Source organism: Paenibacillus beijingensis, from assembly GCF_000961095.1.
GTDB classification, from domain to species: Bacteria; Bacillota; Bacilli; order Paenibacillales; family Paenibacillaceae; genus Paenibacillus_O; species Paenibacillus_O beijingensis.
The window spans coordinates 2,554,391-2,569,966 of record NZ_CP011058.1 but is presented as its reverse complement, the minus strand read 5'-3'; the positions used below and the strand labels follow the sequence as shown (position 1 = coordinate 2,569,966).

Below are 15,576 nucleotides of genomic sequence, written 5' to 3'. Positions count from 1 at the left end.
TTCCATTTAAGTTTCTATAAATTAAATTGTTCACAATTAAGTTATACACCACTGACCGAAAAGCTGTCAACTGTATTTTAGTTTTTCCTCAATCCGTCATAAGTATGGACGGCGGCCGCTTGCCTGACAGCCCTTCCGACGATCAGATAAACAGCATCAGCTTGCCGTCAACAATTGAATGCAGATGGTCTTCCTGTGAGAATGTCAGTGCATTCCTTAATACTCGATACGGAATAAATTGCCCTTAGCAAACGGTTTAGGAACCGCCATCCCGCGATTCGGGATCCGCCTCTTATATCAGGTTGATTAAGATATGCCCGCTTCATAACCTGACTGCGAACAGATAAAGGGGCAGCAGCACCATCATCACTGCCGTAAACATATAGTTTCGCGCCGCCAGCTTAAAGACGTCTTTTTGCGTTAACCCCGCCAGCAAATTGTTGACCGCCGACACCGGAGACACCGGGTTGGAGAGACCCCAGCTGCCCAGCAGCAATACGGCGAGAAACATCGGGGTGATGCCTAGCGACGCCGGATCGATGCCCGTTGCGAGAATCGTGACCGGCACGATCGGATGCAGGCCGATCAGCGACGTTGCTGAAATTACAATAACGGTCAGCAAGGAAAAAATAAGCGGCACGGGCAGCGGCTGCATCTGCAGGAGCCGCGGAATCCACTCGCTAAATGAGGTCTGGCCGATGGAGCCGCTAAAAAAACCGGCCGTCAGAAACAGCGTAATCTCTTTTTTCAACGAAGGAAGCGTGCGCGTCAAATGAACCTTGACGCCTTGACGATACGCCGTTAAAGCACCGGCTCCAACACACCACAATAACGGATATAAAATCGCGGCAAAACAGACAATCAGCACCATCGGCAGTCCGATTACCCGCTCCAGCAGCAAAATCAGTACAATCGCAGACGCCAGATACGCGATAAGCGGCACCAGTGCCCTCGGAGAATCGGCATGCGGAGCGGACACTGCGCTTGCTTCCGGCTGCGCGCGGAAATCGGCAGACTCAGCAGCCGCACGTACCGACCTTTGCTCCGCAGCCTGCGGCTGCGCGGGCGCTCCGCCCCGCAGGCTGCGCCACTCGGACGCCATGCCGACGACGATGCTGACAAAGGACAAGCCAAGCACATAAGGCAGCAGCTGCACCCACGGGAGATCAAGAGCCGTGCTGACGAGAGTCATGGCAGCAAAATATGGAGACCAGAAAATGGCGCCCGCAAAGCCGCGGTTCAGCGCGTTTTCAAGCAGCCTTTGCGCTCCCGGCTGCGGGTTGGCAGCCGCCAGATGATAGACGACCAGTACCGAGCCTACATTAATGAATACCGCCATCATTTGGGTCAGAACCTGGGTTCCGAGATAATACCGGGTGCGGCTCATCCGATTGGACTGGTAAAATCGTTTCAACGCGTTCACATATTTCGGGGAACGGACCGGTATGCCGAATAACGGCGCAAAAACGAACAGCGTAATAAGTGTGACATTCATGCCCGCTGCGTGAAACCATGCGGCTGCGCTTGCTTGCCGGGCCGCCAGCAGCGCTGCTCCGCCCGCCACAAACAGGGAGGTGAGCACAAGCGTCGTCCCTTTTACCTGCGGCAGCAAAATAGCGATTGCGATAAATACCATGACGCCAAGAAGACCGGCGAGGGTTTTCGAACCGCTCAGCTGGAGTACAAGGTAGACTGCAGCTAAGGACAGAATTAGAACGGAGTCTATTGCTTTTGTTGCCAATTTCATCGTGCAGCCTCTTTACCGGACGGAGTCATTTTAACGACCATTCCGCTTTTTGGATTGTGGAATGTGCCTTCAGAATAAGCGATCCGGCCATTGACCAGAACGGTGTGTACACCCTTGCTGTAGCGGTGCGGCTGCTCAAAGGTCGCAGCATCCTTGACATGCTCCGGATGGAACAGCACCACATCGGCCGCAAAGCCGTCGCGCAGCAGCCCCCGGTCGTGCAGACTCAGCTTGGAAGCCGGCAATCCAGTCATTTTATGCACCGCCTGTTCAAGCGTCATCACAGGCCGCTGCCGGCAGTAACGGTCGAACACCCGCGTAAAGCTTCCATAACTGCGCGGATGAGGCTTGGAACGGCTTAGCACGCCATCGGCCGCGATTGCGAAACCGTCCGAAGCGACAATTGAAAGCTCGCTCGACGCCGCAGCCTCAATATCTTCCTCACTCATCACAAACAGCACCATACCGACTCCGCCCTCTTCAGCAAGCAGCAGCTGCAGCATCGCTTCGACAGGCGGTTGCCCGCACAATTCCGCATACTGCTTCAGGCTTAACCCTTCGGCGCGACGGCTCGCTTCGGTCTGGACCGATGCGATCCGGATCCGGTCCCAGCCGGCATTGAGGGCCGGACTGATCCATGTCGGGGTGCCATTCTCGATTTCCGCAATCATCCGCTCTTTCATGACCGGATCGAGGATCCGTTTCCGGCTGGCTTCCCAGCCTCCGGCCTGAACCCAAGGCGGCAGCATGTAAGTCATGCCGGTTGAACTGGCATGGTACGGGTAGAAGTCATAGTGTACGTCAATGCCCTCTTCCCTTGCCGCCCGGATCCGTTTCACCGCCTGCGCCACCATGCCCCAGTTGCGCGTGCCGGTTACTTTCAAATGGGAAATCTCCAGTGAAACACGCGCCTCTCGCGCGACATACAGCGCTTCTTCCACGGAGTCAAGCAGACCGGTCGATTCATTGCGCATATGGGTCGTGTACACGCCTCCGTAGCGGGCGACCACCTTGCACAGCTCAATCAGCTCCCCGGACTGCGCGAATATGCCCGGCGAATAAATAAGACCGGACGAGAGCCCCAACGCACCCGCTTCCATCGCTTCGGCAACAAATTGTTTCATCGCATCCATTTCTTCAGGCGCAGGCTGCCGGTTTTCATATCCCATCACGGATGCTCTTACAGTTCCGTGACCGATAAAGCAACCGACATTCATGGAAATGCCGCGTTTGTCGAACTCCGCCAAATAGTCGGCGTAGTTGTTCCATGTCCAAGGGATTAGGTCGGCATACAGGAACGAGGCGCCTTCGCGAATTTCATCTTTATGTGTTCCGCAGCAATCAACGGCCGACATGCCGCAGTTGCCGACAATTTCGGTGGTAACGCCCTGCGAAATTTTGCTCGCTCCCCGCGAATCGATTAATAGCGTTAAATCCGAGTGGGTATGAATATCGATAAAACCCGGCGCTACGATAAGACCTTCTGCGTCTATGATTGCATCTGAATCGATATCTTCATCGCGTGCCGCGCCCTCGCCGGTCATGATGAGCTTTCCGTCCGAGACGGCTACGCCGCCTTGTCTGCGCTCGGCGCCGCTGCCGTCCACGATCAAGCCGTTTTTAATCCATAGATCCGCTTTCAATTCAAGGCCTCCCCGGTTTCATACAGATGGCATTCCGTGTAATGATTCATTTCGATCTGCTGCCTCCGCGGTGCCTCCTGGCGGCACCGTTCCGTTACATGGGGACAACGGCTTTGAAAAGCGCAGCCAACCGGCAGATTGAGCGGTGACGGTGTCTCGCCGCTTCTGGCGTGGCGGCGCCGCTCCTTGCCCGGAACCGGAATAGCGGCCAGCAGCTCTCTCGTATAAGGATGAAGCGGCCGTTCAAACAGAAGCTCTGTCGGCGCTTCCTCGACAATTCGGCCCATATACATCACGCCGATCCGATCCGTCATATGACGAACGACGCCCAGATCATGGGAAATGAATAAATACGTCAGGCGCTCCCGTTCCTGCAGCTCCTCGAGCAGATTAATGATTTGCGATTGGATGGACACGTCCAGCGCGGATACAGGCTCGTCGCAGATTATAATCTTCGGCTGCACGGCGAGCGCGCGGGCGATGCCGATCCGCTGCCTTTGTCCGCCCGAAAACTCGTGCGGAAAGCGGTAATACTGCTCCGGATGAAGTCCAACCTTCTCCAGCAGCTCCAGCGCTTTGAGCGTCCGCTCATGCTTATTTCCGATACCGTGAATAACGAGCGGCTCTTCAATCATCGTCCCGACTCGCTTACGCGGGTTGAGTGAAGAATACGGGTCCTGAAAAATCATTTGCATTTCCTTGCGCAGCGCCATCATGCTTTTGCGGTCGAGCTTGCACAAATCGGAGCCATTATAAATTAGTTGGCCTTCCGACGGCTCAATCAGCCGCAGAATGGCGCGGCCGGTCGTGCTTTTGCCGCAGCCCGACTCGCCGACAAGCCCGTAGGTTTCACCCTCATACAGCGCAAAACTTACGTCATTGATCGCTTTCACCTGCCGCTTCGGCGCTCCAAGCCCGCCCTTCACAGGAAAGTGTTTTTTTAATCCCTTCACTTCCAGAATCGGCTGTTCAGAGCGCAGTCCCCGATTGAGCGCCATGTTCCGTTCCCCCTTCCCACCTGATGCTCCGGTAATGCCAGCAGCGAACTAGATGCCCGTCCTCGACACTTTCCAGCTTTGGCGCGCACTCCAAACATTTGTGATCAGCATGCGGACAGCGGCCGGCAAAGCGGCAGCCTGCCGGGACATGATGCAGCGATGGCACCACGCCGGGAATTGAGCTTAAGCGGCCGCTCCTCGGGCTGTCCGCCTTCGGCATCGATTGCAGCAAGCCCTGCGTATAGGGATGCAGCGGATTGCGGAACAACGTGGACACATCTGTATCTTCGATGATTTGCCCGAGATACATCACAACGACCCGTGTGCATATTTCGGTGACGACACCCAAATCGTGGGTAATGAGCATAATGCTCATGCCATACCGCTCCTGCAAACTGCTGATCAGATCCAGTATTTGCGATTGAATCGTTACATCCAGAGCGGTCGTCGGCTCGTCCGCAATGAGCAGGCCAGGCTCGCAAGCAAGCGCCATGGCAATCATCACCCGCTGCCTCATGCCGCCGGACAACTGATGCGGAAATTCATGCACCCGCTTGGCCGGATCGGGTATCCCCACATCAGCGAGCAACAGCACCGCTTTTTCATAAGCGTGCTTCCTGCCGCATTTTGTATGCCGCCGGACCGCCTCCGCGATCTGGCTGCCGATCGAATAAACGGGATTAAGCGAGCTTAGCGTATCCTGAAAAATCATGGCGATCTCGTTGCCGCGGATTTGCCGCATCCGTTTCTTGGACAAGGACAGCAAATTTTCGTTTTTATAAAAAACGCCGCCCTCATGGCTGACTGCCTTGTTTTCGTCGTACAGCCGCATAATCGATCGGGAAGTCACACTTTTGCCGCAGCCCGACTCGCCGACAACACCCAATATTTCCCCTTTGCGTATCGTAAACTGCACTCCGTCCACGGCAGTAACGGTACCTCTGACCGTATCAAAGCGGGTTTTCAGTTCCTCCACGCGCAGCAAGACATCCGATCCGTTCCCATCTGCACGGCTTTCGATCGCATATTCGTTCTCCGCTTTGCTCAAATCTATCGTCTCCCCTCCTCATTTCATAACGGTTTATTTCTTGCTATGGGGGTCCAGCAGATCCCGCAATCCATCGCCGGAAAGATTCAGTCCAAGAACTGTCAGCATCAACAGTATTCCGGGAAACAGCACCATCCACCAGCCGTTGTAAATGTAGGTTTTGCCGTCAAACAAAATGTTGCCCCAGCTTGCCGCAGGCGCCGGAATACCCGCTCCGAGAAAACTGAGCGCCGCTTCCGAGATAATGGCGTCAGCAAAAATGAACGTGCCTTGAATAATAAGCGGTGTCAGACAGTTAGGCGCGATATTGCCGAGCAAAATGCGGATATGTCCCGCCCCAAGCGAACCGAGCGCTTCCACAAATGTCTGCTCCTTTACGACCAGAGCGGTTGATCGCACGGCACGGGCCACGTTCGGGGTATATACAATAGACAATGCAATAATCACATTTTGAATTTTCGGGCCGAGCGCCGCCATGATGGCAATTGCGAGCAAAATGGCCGGAAACGCCATCAAACCGTCGCATAAGCGCATGAGCAGATAGTCCATACGCCGGAAATAAGCGGCTGCCAGACCGATCAGCATGCCTGCCGCACCCGCAATGACAGCCACACTCAGACCTACGAGCAGCGACAGGCGCGCCCCGTAAGCGGCACGCGCAAAAATGTCGCGTCCGAAATTGTCGGTTCCGAACAGATGCTTGCCCGACGGTGGACTTAGCCTGTTCACGACATCAACCGTGAGCGGGTTGTATGCGGTAAGGACAGGAGCCAGCAACGCAAGCAGCGCCACCAGGACGACGAGCATCAGCCCGGCCACTGCCAGCTTATGGTGAAGAACAGCCCGAACCAGCAGCGCCCGCCGTTCCCGCCGATGACGTCCCCGCGCTTCATGCAGAGACTCGGCACTGCTTCCGGATCTTTTATCGGACAGTACGGTACTCACCTGTGCATTCCTCCTCTACTCCTTATTAACGGTTCAAACGAACCCGGGGATCCAGAAGGCCGTACAGCAAATCGATAACCAGATTAATAAACACGTAAAGCGTGGCAATGACCAGTACGACCCCCTGAATGACCTCGTAATCCCGGCGTTCCACCGAATTGACAATCAGCTGTCCGATGCCTGGAATGTTAAATACCGATTCGGTTACGGTAGCCCCTCCAATAAGCAGCGCAAGCGACTGCCCGGTTACGGTCAAGATTGGAATCGAGGCGTTGCGGAGCGCATGTTTGAACACAATCGTCGTTTCATGCAGTCCTTTGGCGCGGGCAATCTCGATAAAACTCTGGTTCAAAACCTCCAGCATGGACGCCCGTGTCATGCGGGCGATAAGCGCGGCCTGCATAAACCCGAGGGAAAGAGACGGAAGCAGCAAATATTTGAGATGGGCTCCCAGACCCTCAGTAAGCGGCTGGTATCCGGAAGCAGGGAGCCAATGAAGGCGCACTGCGAACAGTAAAATTAAAAACAGTCCAATCAGGAAACTGGGCGTTGAAATACCGAGTAAAGAGACGCCCATCACGGCCTGGTCCGTAAGCTCTCCTTTTTTTCTGGCGGCCCATATGCCGAGCGGAATCGCAATGATAATAGCAATGAATTGCGCCATAATGGTCAGGGACACCGTTGGACCCGCGTGCTCCATGATCGCTTCGCTCACCGGCATTTTCATGAAAATCGATGTGCCGAGATCGCCGGTCAGCACTCCCCCGATCCATTCTGCAAACCGGACAATCACAGGCTCATCGAGTCCAAGGTGACTCCGCAAGTTGGCAATATCCTGCTGCGAGGCCTCCGGTCCGAGCATTATTGCCGCCGGGTCGCCGGGGGTAAGATGAATCATAAAAAATACGACAATGGCGACGATACCCAGAATAGGAATCAAAGACAGCAACCGCTTGCCCGTATAAGCCAGCATCCCGCTTCCTCCTTAAGGTTTTGCCGAAGGCAAAACCACTTCGTAAGCATACACTTTTAGTTTTGCCGAAGGCAAAACCACTTCAATAGCTTTAAGCCTGTAAAAACACATAACGCGCCTCACATTTACTCTTGGCGGCACATATAACGATATACTTCCCTGCCGATTGCAGCGATGCACGCCAGCGCCTCCGAAGGGGTGCCGCCATTCCTGGATAATACGGTGACGGCTACCGCACGGCCTTTGGCATATAAAATGCCGGCGTCGTGCTGGATGCCGTCGACCCAGCCTGTCTTGTTGGCAAGTTCCCATTCCGGCAGTATGCCGACAGGACCAGCACCGGCAGCCGGCAATTGCTGCGGCAAACCGTTTCGGTACTGCTGGTTTTTCATGATGTCGATCATCTGTTGGCACGCATGGCGGGATATAAAGCTGCCTTCACCGAGTCTTGTCAGCATGATGGCCGCATCGTCGGCCGTTATCGTGTTGCGGCCTTCGGGCTGCGCCATCATCAAGCCTACTTTGTGGTAAAAGCGGGTGTTTGTCATGCCAAGCTCGGCAACCGTTGCCTGAATACGGTTTGTGCCAAGCGCATCAATGAGCATGTTGGTCGCGGTATTATCGCTTTGAATAATCATGAGCGTAATGAGATCGTTCACCGTCAGCGCAACTCCCGGCGTCAAATGCCGCATAATGCCTGAGCCGCCGGCCATATCATCCAGGCGGCATTCAATCCGGCTGCCAAGGGCCAACTCCCCGTCGTAAACCGCCGCAAAAGCGGCGGCCATAATCGGGACCTTAATAATACTCGCGGAGTTAAACGGCTCGCTGCCATTTAGGGTCATCTTCTCGCCTGAATGCAAATCTGTGACAGTCACACCCCACATTCCTCCGGCTTGCCCTGTCAGCTGTTCAATATTGCTGCGCAGCTCAAGCATCTACCTTCCCTCTTTTCAGGACCGCTATTTCTTCGGCGAAAGCCTGCTGCAGCCGGATCGTATGCTGACCAGGCTGTCCCTTACCGACGGGCTGACCGTTTATGCTGATGACCGGACATACTTCAAGAACGGTGTTGGTCATAATCACTTCGTCCATCTCCATCAGCTCTTGCTCCGTAAACGCCTCATCCACCCACTGTATACCGACTTTCTCCGCCAATACCTTCAAGGCCTGACGTGTAATGCCGTTTAATATGAACGGGCTGACCGGATGGGTGTAAATAACCCCATTTCGAATGCCGAACACGTTCGACGCGCTCGCTTCGGTCACATGCCCGTCCCGGATGAAGATGGCCTCCACCGCTCCGGCTTCCTTCGCCTTTTGCTTGGCAAGCACGTTCGGCAGCAGATTGAGCGATTTAATATCGACCCGCAGCCAACGGTTGTCCTGCACCGTAATCGCCCCGATTCCGGTTGCAAGCTGGCTAAGCGGCCGCGCAACCTCCTCCGTGTAAGCGGTCAGCAGCGGCTCCGTTTCTTCCGGAAATGCATGTGCGCGCCTGGATACTCCTCTTGTAATTTGAAGATAGATTTTACCGTCACCGATTTTGCTCAGTGCCGTAAGCTCCTTCAGCCGCCGGGCAAGCGCATCCATTGACAGCGGCAGCGTTAAATTGATTTGGCGGGCACTGATGTCAAGGCGTGCGAGATGGGCATCCAGATGAAAAAGCTCACCGTCATAAAAGCGGATAACCTCATAGATGCCGTCACCAAACTGGTATCCTCTGTCTTCCAACGAAATCGTAATATCTGCCTTTGGCATAATCTTGTCGTTTCTTAATGCATATTCCATGCTCTAGCCACCTGTCTGTACAAGGAATAGATTCATTACGCGGTCTTTTTCACGTTCCAGAAAACGGGACCTTCAAAATAACGGAAGCCTTCCACTTTGGATCCGGATGCCATAAGTGCGTATTTATCGCCAAGCTTGATCACAGGCACACTCGTCCAAAATTCCTTCTGTACCTCATCAAACCATTTTTTAGATTGCTCCTGCGAGCTTGAGCTGCGGATTTGATCGAGCAGTTTGTCGATTATCGGGTTATTGGTCCATCCTGCCCAGCCGTTACGGGAGTCAAGATACAATATTTGCGTCGGGTCGGTCTTCGATGAGAACGTTGTCGGGAAGAAATCCCATGCATCCGGATTCGGCTGCTTCGAAAGCACAGTACCCCAATCATACGTTTGCAGATCGACGTTCATTCCGATCTCCTCGAGCTGCGCTTTAATGACAACACACGTATTGTACAGATCCTCGTAATCACGGCTTGTAATCAGACGAACCGGTTCTCCATTATAACTAGCTTCCTTTAACAGCTGTATCGCTTTTTCCTTGTTTTTCTGGTTGTAATTTTCAAGGCCGGCTTCACTGTACCAGTTGGACTGCTCTTTCATCATAATACCGCCGTCGATCCGGTAAAATTCGGGATCCCCGTACGCGCCTTTCATAATCGCGTCCATGTCCAGCGCCGCAGCCACCGCCTGCCGGGCTTTCACATTGCTGAATATCCCTTTTTTGTTGTTCAGTATGAGCGGGTTGTAGCCCGTAAAGCTGGTATACGTTTTAATATCCGGGTCTGCTTTAAGCTGTGCCAGGTTGTCGGGCGGAAGTTCCATGGCAACGTCGTACTGGCCGCTTTGCAGCCCTGCCAATCGGGTAGAGGAGTCCGTCACGAAGTCAAAATATAGATCAGTGGTCAGTGCTTCCTTATGACCGGCCAAGCCGCTCGGTTCACCATCTAACGGCTTGTATCCGTCGAATTTGGTAAGATGAATGAATTGATCCTGTTTCCATTCGTCGAATTTGTAAGGACCGGTGCCTATGTATTCCTTGACGCCGGAATCCGTTGCCGTATCTGCCACCTCTTTGGGCATAATAGCGGCGAACTGGTTCGTATTGGTCATCACTTGAAGCGCAACACCTGAAGGCTTGTCAAGCTTCATCTCCACCGTGTAATCATCCACCTTCGTAAACTTCGAGTCTCCGAAGGTCGCTTTGCCGACCGTTGTCAGCTTCATCCAACGGTTCATTGAGGCCGCCACGTCGTCTGCCTTCATTTCTTTGCCGTTGTGGAACAAAACACCTTTGCGCAGCTTAAATGTGAACGTTTTCGCATCGGCGCTAACCACGTACGATTCCGCCAGCATCGGCTTGATCTGGTAATGCTCGTCTGCGACCATCAGCGTCTCATAAATGTTGCGGGAAACATGCGTTGTAACCCATGCCGTCGTCATTTGCGTATCAAGGGTTGTCGGTTGTGCATTCAGGGCGATTTTCAAATCCTGTGCTGCAGGCGCCTCCTGCGCTGACCCCTCCGCTTGCGTAGCGGCGCCTTGTCCGCCGGTTTCCTTACCGGAACAGCCGGCCAAAATCATCGTAACAAGCAGCAGAAGCGATAAGGCAGCTTTCATTTTTTTTGAGTCCATCTTTGTCCTCCTCAGATAAGAAACAAATTTAAATGAAAATTCAGAAAATAATGGGGCGGAGCATCCGAAATCAAAACCTTAATTTTCCTAGTAGCCTTTAACCGGGTCCACCGCATGGAGCAGCTCATCCCCTTTACAAAACCTTTCCAGATTTTCGATAAAATGATCGAACACGCGCCCCCAGTGTTTTGGCGAAGCAAATGCGTTGTGCGGACTGATCAGCACGCGGTCCTCGTCCCATAACGGATGACCTGGCGGCAAAGGCTCAGCGCCAAACACATCCAGAACAGCCCCGCCTATGCTCCTGTTGCGGAGGGCGCAGAGCAGAGCATCCTCATCGACTGTCCTCCCCCTCCCCACGTTAATAAACAGTGAATCGTCCTTCATGCATTCGAAGCGGCGGCGGTTCATATAATTTGCCGTTTCCGGCGATAGAGGCAAACAGTTCACGACGCAGTCGGCTTCCGCAAGGAGCGATTCCACCTCATCAGGGAGAAAAAAACGGTCGACCGCATGCGGTTTGGAGCCGTGTTCTCTGCGGCTGCTGGCGAGCACGTTCATGCCGAACGCTTTGGCGCGAACCGCTACTTCACGCCCGATGCTCCCATAGCCGAGAATGCCCATGGTGCTGCCGCTCGTTTCCTTCACATCAAGTGTCTGCCATACTTTTCGCCGCTGCTGCGCAGCAAACGTGAACAAACCTCTGTTCCAGGCCAGCAGCGCCCCCATGACGTATTCGGCAATCGGGACAGCATTCAGCCCCTTTACATTTGTAACAATAATGCCGCTTTGTGCAAGCGATAGCACATCAAGCTTTTCCACTCCTACCGTAACGGAATGAATCCACTTCAGTCTGTGCGCCCGGTATCGGAACGCAACCGGGTCGATCAAACCTCGGGTTACGACAATATCCAGCCCTTCCGGCCGAACCAGCATCTGCGGCTCTCTTCCGCCGGCTTTCCATGGCTCCACATGCACTTCATTTGCAAGCGTCCGGATGCGGCGCAAGGCGGATTCGTCAATGTCGCAGCGTATTAACAGATTTGGTTTTGCGCCCGCTTTTATCACGTCCGTGCAATCCTTCCCGCTTCCCCCTCCAACTGCTCCGAGGCTTTGATGTAAGCGGCAATGGAATTTTGCATATGCTTCCGGACATAGCTTTCAATCACCGCCTCCCCTCTATTGTCGCGCAACAGCTCAAGCAGCTTCTCGTGCTCCCCGACACTTTCGGAAATACGCATTGGATAAAACATAACGTGCAGCTCGCGGATCGTGCTGAGTTTTTCCGTCTGATCACGAATCGCATTCAAAATAATGTCGTTGTCGCAGCGGCTGTTAAACAGATCGTGAAACGCACGGTCAATTTTGCCCGCATTCATTACCTGATCCTTCTCGACGCAGTCTTTAAGCTCGGCGTTCAGCTTCGCAAGTTTCGTTATTTCCCTGCTGGTCAGCCGCGGTCCGCTGAGCGAAGAGGCGTACGCATCCATGATCGCCAGTGCATGCATCCGGTCTAGACATTCCTTGTACTGCATGGAGATGACGACAACTCCGCAATACGGCTTATTGTGCAGAAATCCGTCAGCCTCCAGTTTGCGGATCGCCTCGCGGATCGGGCTGGGACTTAAAGACAGTTCCTGAACGAGCTGATCGACTACGATACGGTACCCCGGGGAATAAGCGCCTGAAATGATTTTTTCGTGTATAAATTCGTAGGCAATCTGCTGCTTGCTGACGGTTTTGGTACTCACCTGCATCCCCCTTAATCGCACAAATTTTATAAAATATTTTATAAAATACTTTATAATATATTTATACCAAAGTTGATTGAATTGCACAATACGTAATCATTCATGTCATAGACCTAATTTGAACCTGTCATTTTGTGTTTTGACACAAAGGATTTTAAGGAAAGGCATGTTTATATGGGTTTCCGCTGATAATACATTACATTTAGCTGACATTAGATTGTTTGCAGTGCGACCGCATCGAAACCATCGGGATTGAGCACGATTCCCGTCGAGTCAGGTATCGCTTGACGGTTGGTTCAGCTTTTTGTGTGATAATGTCACAGTAATACGTTCATCACAAATGGTATACTATAGCTGCTGAAAGATCCGCATTTTGCAAGGAAGGATGACACGAATGAGTTCTACCGTGCTTGAGCAAGTCCCCCGCATTGTTGAGCGCTTTCCGAGCTTGTCCGGTATTACCGAGCAGGACTGGAGCCATGAAGGCATAACGGTTATGGAATTGCAGCCGGGCCATGTCTTTGAGGAGGGCAAGTTTCTGGACCATGCCGTTCTCGTTTTGGAAGGAACGGTAAGGATGTACAGAATCAGCGGCAGCGGAAGAGAGATCACCCTGTACCGGCTTAACGGCGGGGAGTGCTGTCCGCTCATGATGTCCAGCATCCTCGGCGAGACCGAATATGAAGCTTCCGCATGGATCGAGAAGCGGTGCGCCGTGCTTGTCATTCCGGTTTACGTATTCAGAGACTGGATGGACCGCTACAAAAGCTTCCGCCAGTACATATTCCAAACGTTCGCCAAAAGGCTGATCATTATGTCCAACCTGCTGGACAGTATCAACTTCAAATCAATTCGCGCCCGGGTAGCGGAATATCTTGTCCGGTTAACCGAGGACGGAAACGATACCTTGGCCATTACCCACGATACGCTGTCGATCGAGCTCGGAACCGCACGGGAAGTGATCAGCCGAACGCTGAAATCGCTTGAAAATGAAGGGCTGCTCCAACTATCCAGAGGCCGGATCTCCAATATACAGCGTCGTGGTCTGGAAAAATATATGGAACTTTAAGCCGCTAACCGCACCTCCTTCCCCATAACTTCCATCTCTGCCCCAAGCCGCCTATGGCTTGGCTTTTTTTTTCGCTCCATTCTATTTTTTTGCTGCTGTGTGACTAAGTTACGGTTGCTGCGACTTGCCTCTGTTAATATCGTACTCAGGAATTCAATCTGCCAAACAAACCAATATGGAGGGATTTAAGTTATGAAAAATGTCGGAGGAGCCGATCGTGCGGTTCGCATTGTGCTCGGTTTAGCGCTGTTGTCGTTACTTTACTTTTTACCGGGATACTGGAAGTTATTAGGGCTCGCCATCTCGCTTTCGGTCCTTATTCCAGGGCTGACTCAGCGATGCGCCATTAATAAGCTGCTTGGACGAAATACTTGCAAAATTCGTTAATCACGCAAAACAGGAGAATTCAATCATGAAATTGCTGAAAAACAAAATCGCCATCCCCTTTCTAGTCGCCGTATTGACTTTAATCGGCCTGCAGCTCGGCAGTATGGCCGCAACCGCACAAGCAGCGGCAGCCCAAACTGTGCTTCTTCCGGTCCGTCAAACTTTGGTCACCCAGTACCATATCGATTCCAGCCGCATCACTGTTAATGCGCACAACGGCTTTATACAAATCGACGGCAGGGATATGTTCAAGCCGAAATCGGTCAAAGCCGGCACCGCCTATGATACAGCCGAAACGCTTGCAGCCGCCGCCAAGACAGGCACCGAGCAGAAGCTGACCTTCGTGCTAATTCATGGCGCGTGGGCTGACGCCAGCTTCTGGGACAAAACGGCCGCCGAGCTGCGCAAAGCCGGGCATACCGTGTATGCGCCTGAATATGCCGGACATGGCGACCAATACGATCCGAAAGTGACGCATGAGCAAATTACGAAATCGGTTGTCGATTTCATTACAGGTAAAAACCTGAAAGATATCGTGCTCGTCGGACACAGCTTTGGCGGTACCGTCATCCAGAAAGTATCCGAACAAATTCCTGACCGCATCAAACGTCTCGTCTTCTTTAACGCCTTCGTATCGCTTGACGGCCAAAGCCTTGTGGATCAGACTCCGCCGGAAGTTCAAGATTTGTTCCAACAATTGAAAGACGCTTCGGGCAACAACACGCTTACGATGCCTTTCCCACTATTCCGCGACACGATCGTCAATACAGCAAGCCTGGACCTCGCGAAGCGAATTTATGAGAGCGCCAAGCCCGAACCGGCAGAGCCGCTGTTCGAGAAGCTGGATCTCAAGAAATTTTACAGCCTGAATATTCCGAAAAGCTATTTGTATTTAACTTCGGATACCGCGCTCCCGCAAGGTCCCTACGGTTGGCACCCGGCTCAATCGAGCCATCTTGGCCTGTTCCGTCTCATTACCGGCGAAGGCGATCACATGACTACCGCTTACACCGAACCGAAGATGCTGGCCGAAAAAATTGTTGCAGCCGGCAGAGACTAAGCTTTTAGCAGACATTATTTAACAAGACAATGGTGACCCGCAAGAAGGATGCTTTGAAAAAAGCGGCCTTCTTGCGGGTCATTTCAGCATCACGAGCAATAATAGAACCTTTCCTTAGCATCAGTATGTTGTGCGCACACATTGGACACGTCGATTCGCGCACTTTTTTTACAAAGTCATGTTGGTCTGTCTGGCCACAGCCCGATAATGAGCACGCGTTTTCCGAACAGCTTCCGCAAAGTAAACCTTGCCGGAATGGAGACCAGTCCCTCGATCGAGCAAATGCAGATTCAATATGAGGCTAAATATGCCGACCCCGGCTCCCAGTAAGCTCTCGGTTGCAATAAACCGTCTAACGCCGGACAACGACGCCAAATTACAATCTCCTTTAGTTAATCCGTTTGCGCGGTTCCAAATTTTTTTCATACTATTTTTTTAAATCGTTCATTTCTCTCCTAAAGAATAGAGATTCATAAGACTAATACCCTAAGTAAACCTTTTTTATTTGTTGCGATTATATGACTAGTAAT

Annotated in this window: 14 protein-coding genes; 3 read left to right on the top strand and 11 right to left on the bottom strand. The window is 52.7% G+C overall.

Features of this window, described 5'->3' with window-relative positions; genetic code table 11:
• Positions 1 to 322 precede the first annotated feature (322 nt).
• The 11 genes from VN24_RS11610 to VN24_RS11560 form a co-directional block, all read right to left on the bottom strand.
• Complete coding sequence (locus VN24_RS11610; protein WP_045670537.1) at positions 323 to 1,747, bottom strand: hypothetical protein; 1,425 nt, start codon at positions 1,745 to 1,747, stop codon at positions 323 to 325.
• Positions 1,744 to 3,390, bottom strand: coding sequence for an N-acyl-D-amino-acid deacylase family protein (locus VN24_RS11605; protein WP_045670536.1), 1,647 nt, complete (start codon positions 3,388 to 3,390; stop codon positions 1,744 to 1,746). The genes VN24_RS11610 and VN24_RS11605 overlap by 4 nt, the downstream gene beginning before the upstream one ends.
• Positions 3,387 to 4,388, bottom strand: a complete 1,002-nt coding sequence (locus tag VN24_RS11600) for an ABC transporter ATP-binding protein (RefSeq protein ID WP_045670535.1) — start codon at positions 4,386 to 4,388, stop codon at positions 3,387 to 3,389. Before VN24_RS11600 ends, VN24_RS11605 begins: the two co-directional genes overlap by 4 nt.
• On the bottom strand, positions 4,360 to 5,409 hold the full coding sequence (locus VN24_RS11595) for an ABC transporter ATP-binding protein (RefSeq protein ID WP_045673212.1): 1,050 nt from the start codon (positions 5,407 to 5,409) through the stop codon (positions 4,360 to 4,362). Before VN24_RS11595 ends, VN24_RS11600 begins: the two co-directional genes overlap by 29 nt.
• Before the next feature lie 60 nt (positions 5,410 to 5,469).
• On the bottom strand, positions 5,470 to 6,381 hold the full coding sequence (locus VN24_RS11590; protein WP_338012231.1) for an ABC transporter permease: 912 nt from the start codon (positions 6,379 to 6,381) through the stop codon (positions 5,470 to 5,472).
• A gap of 25 nt (positions 6,382 to 6,406) precedes the next feature.
• Complete coding sequence (locus VN24_RS11585; protein WP_045670534.1) at positions 6,407 to 7,354, bottom strand: ABC transporter permease; 948 nt, start codon at positions 7,352 to 7,354, stop codon at positions 6,407 to 6,409.
• A gap of 125 nt (positions 7,355 to 7,479) precedes the next feature.
• The gene (locus VN24_RS11580) at positions 7,480 to 8,292 is read right to left on the bottom strand and encodes a serine hydrolase (protein ID WP_045670533.1); all 813 of its coding nucleotides are present in this window, start codon (positions 8,290 to 8,292) and stop codon (positions 7,480 to 7,482) included.
• A complete protein-coding gene (gene dat, locus VN24_RS11575) occupies positions 8,285 to 9,145 on the bottom strand; it encodes a D-amino-acid transaminase (protein ID WP_045670532.1) in 861 nt (286 codons plus the stop codon). Before dat ends, VN24_RS11580 begins: the two co-directional genes overlap by 8 nt.
• A 35-nt stretch (positions 9,146 to 9,180) precedes the next feature.
• Positions 9,181 to 10,779: an ABC transporter substrate-binding protein gene (locus tag VN24_RS11570; RefSeq protein WP_045670531.1), complete on the bottom strand. Its 1,599-nt coding sequence runs from the start codon at positions 10,777 to 10,779 to the stop codon at positions 9,181 to 9,183.
• 87 nt (positions 10,780 to 10,866) lie between these two features.
• Positions 10,867 to 11,847, bottom strand: coding sequence for a D-2-hydroxyacid dehydrogenase (locus VN24_RS11565; RefSeq protein ID WP_052702904.1), 981 nt, complete (start codon positions 11,845 to 11,847; stop codon positions 10,867 to 10,869).
• Positions 11,844 to 12,530, bottom strand: coding sequence for a GntR family transcriptional regulator (locus VN24_RS11560; protein WP_045670530.1), 687 nt, complete (start codon positions 12,528 to 12,530; stop codon positions 11,844 to 11,846). The genes VN24_RS11565 and VN24_RS11560 overlap by 4 nt, the downstream gene beginning before the upstream one ends.
• A 394-nt stretch (positions 12,531 to 12,924) precedes the next feature.
• Between VN24_RS11560 and VN24_RS11555 the strand changes: the two genes are divergently transcribed.
• The 3 genes from VN24_RS11555 (at position 12,925) to VN24_RS11545 (ending at position 15,046) form a co-directional block, all read left to right on the top strand.
• Complete coding sequence (locus VN24_RS11555; RefSeq protein WP_045670529.1) at positions 12,925 to 13,599, top strand: Crp/Fnr family transcriptional regulator; 675 nt, start codon at positions 12,925 to 12,927, stop codon at positions 13,597 to 13,599.
• A gap of 192 nt (positions 13,600 to 13,791) precedes the next feature.
• Positions 13,792 to 13,986 (top strand): YgaP family membrane protein, encoded by a 195-nt coding sequence (locus tag VN24_RS11550; RefSeq protein ID WP_045670528.1) that lies wholly within the window; start codon positions 13,792 to 13,794, stop codon positions 13,984 to 13,986.
• 25 nt (positions 13,987 to 14,011) lie between these two features.
• On the top strand, positions 14,012 to 15,046 hold the full coding sequence (locus VN24_RS11545; protein WP_338012230.1) for an alpha/beta fold hydrolase: 1,035 nt from the start codon (positions 14,012 to 14,014) through the stop codon (positions 15,044 to 15,046).
• The last annotated feature ends 530 nt before the right edge of the window (positions 15,047 to 15,576 follow it).

Bases quoted from the DNA above. Each gene is read 5' to 3' on its own strand.
- VN24_RS11555 (WP_045670529.1), top strand. From the start codon at position 12,925: ATGAGTTCTACCGTGCTTGAGCAAGTCCCCCGCATTGTTGAGCGCTTT.
- VN24_RS11545 (WP_338012230.1), top strand. From the start codon at position 14,012: ATGAAATTGCTGAAAAACAAAATCGCCATCCCCTTTCTAGTCGCCGTA.
- VN24_RS11585 (WP_045670534.1), bottom strand. From the start codon at position 7,354: ATGCTGGCTTATACGGGCAAGCGGTTGCTGTCTTTGATTCCTATTCTG.
- dat (WP_045670532.1), bottom strand. From the start codon at position 9,145: ATGGAATATGCATTAAGAAACGACAAGATTATGCCAAAGGCAGATATT.
- VN24_RS11600 (WP_045670535.1), bottom strand. From the start codon at position 4,388: ATGGCGCTCAATCGGGGACTGCGCTCTGAACAGCCGATTCTGGAAGTG.
- VN24_RS11610 (WP_045670537.1), bottom strand. From the start codon at position 1,747: ATGAAATTGGCAACAAAAGCAATAGACTCCGTTCTAATTCTGTCCTTA.
- VN24_RS11550 (WP_045670528.1), top strand. From the start codon at position 13,792: ATGAAAAATGTCGGAGGAGCCGATCGTGCGGTTCGCATTGTGCTCGGT.
- VN24_RS11570 (WP_045670531.1), bottom strand. From the start codon at position 10,779: ATGGACTCAAAAAAAATGAAAGCTGCCTTATCGCTTCTGCTGCTTGTT.
- VN24_RS11580 (WP_045670533.1), bottom strand. From the start codon at position 8,292: ATGCTTGAGCTGCGCAGCAATATTGAACAGCTGACAGGGCAAGCCGGA.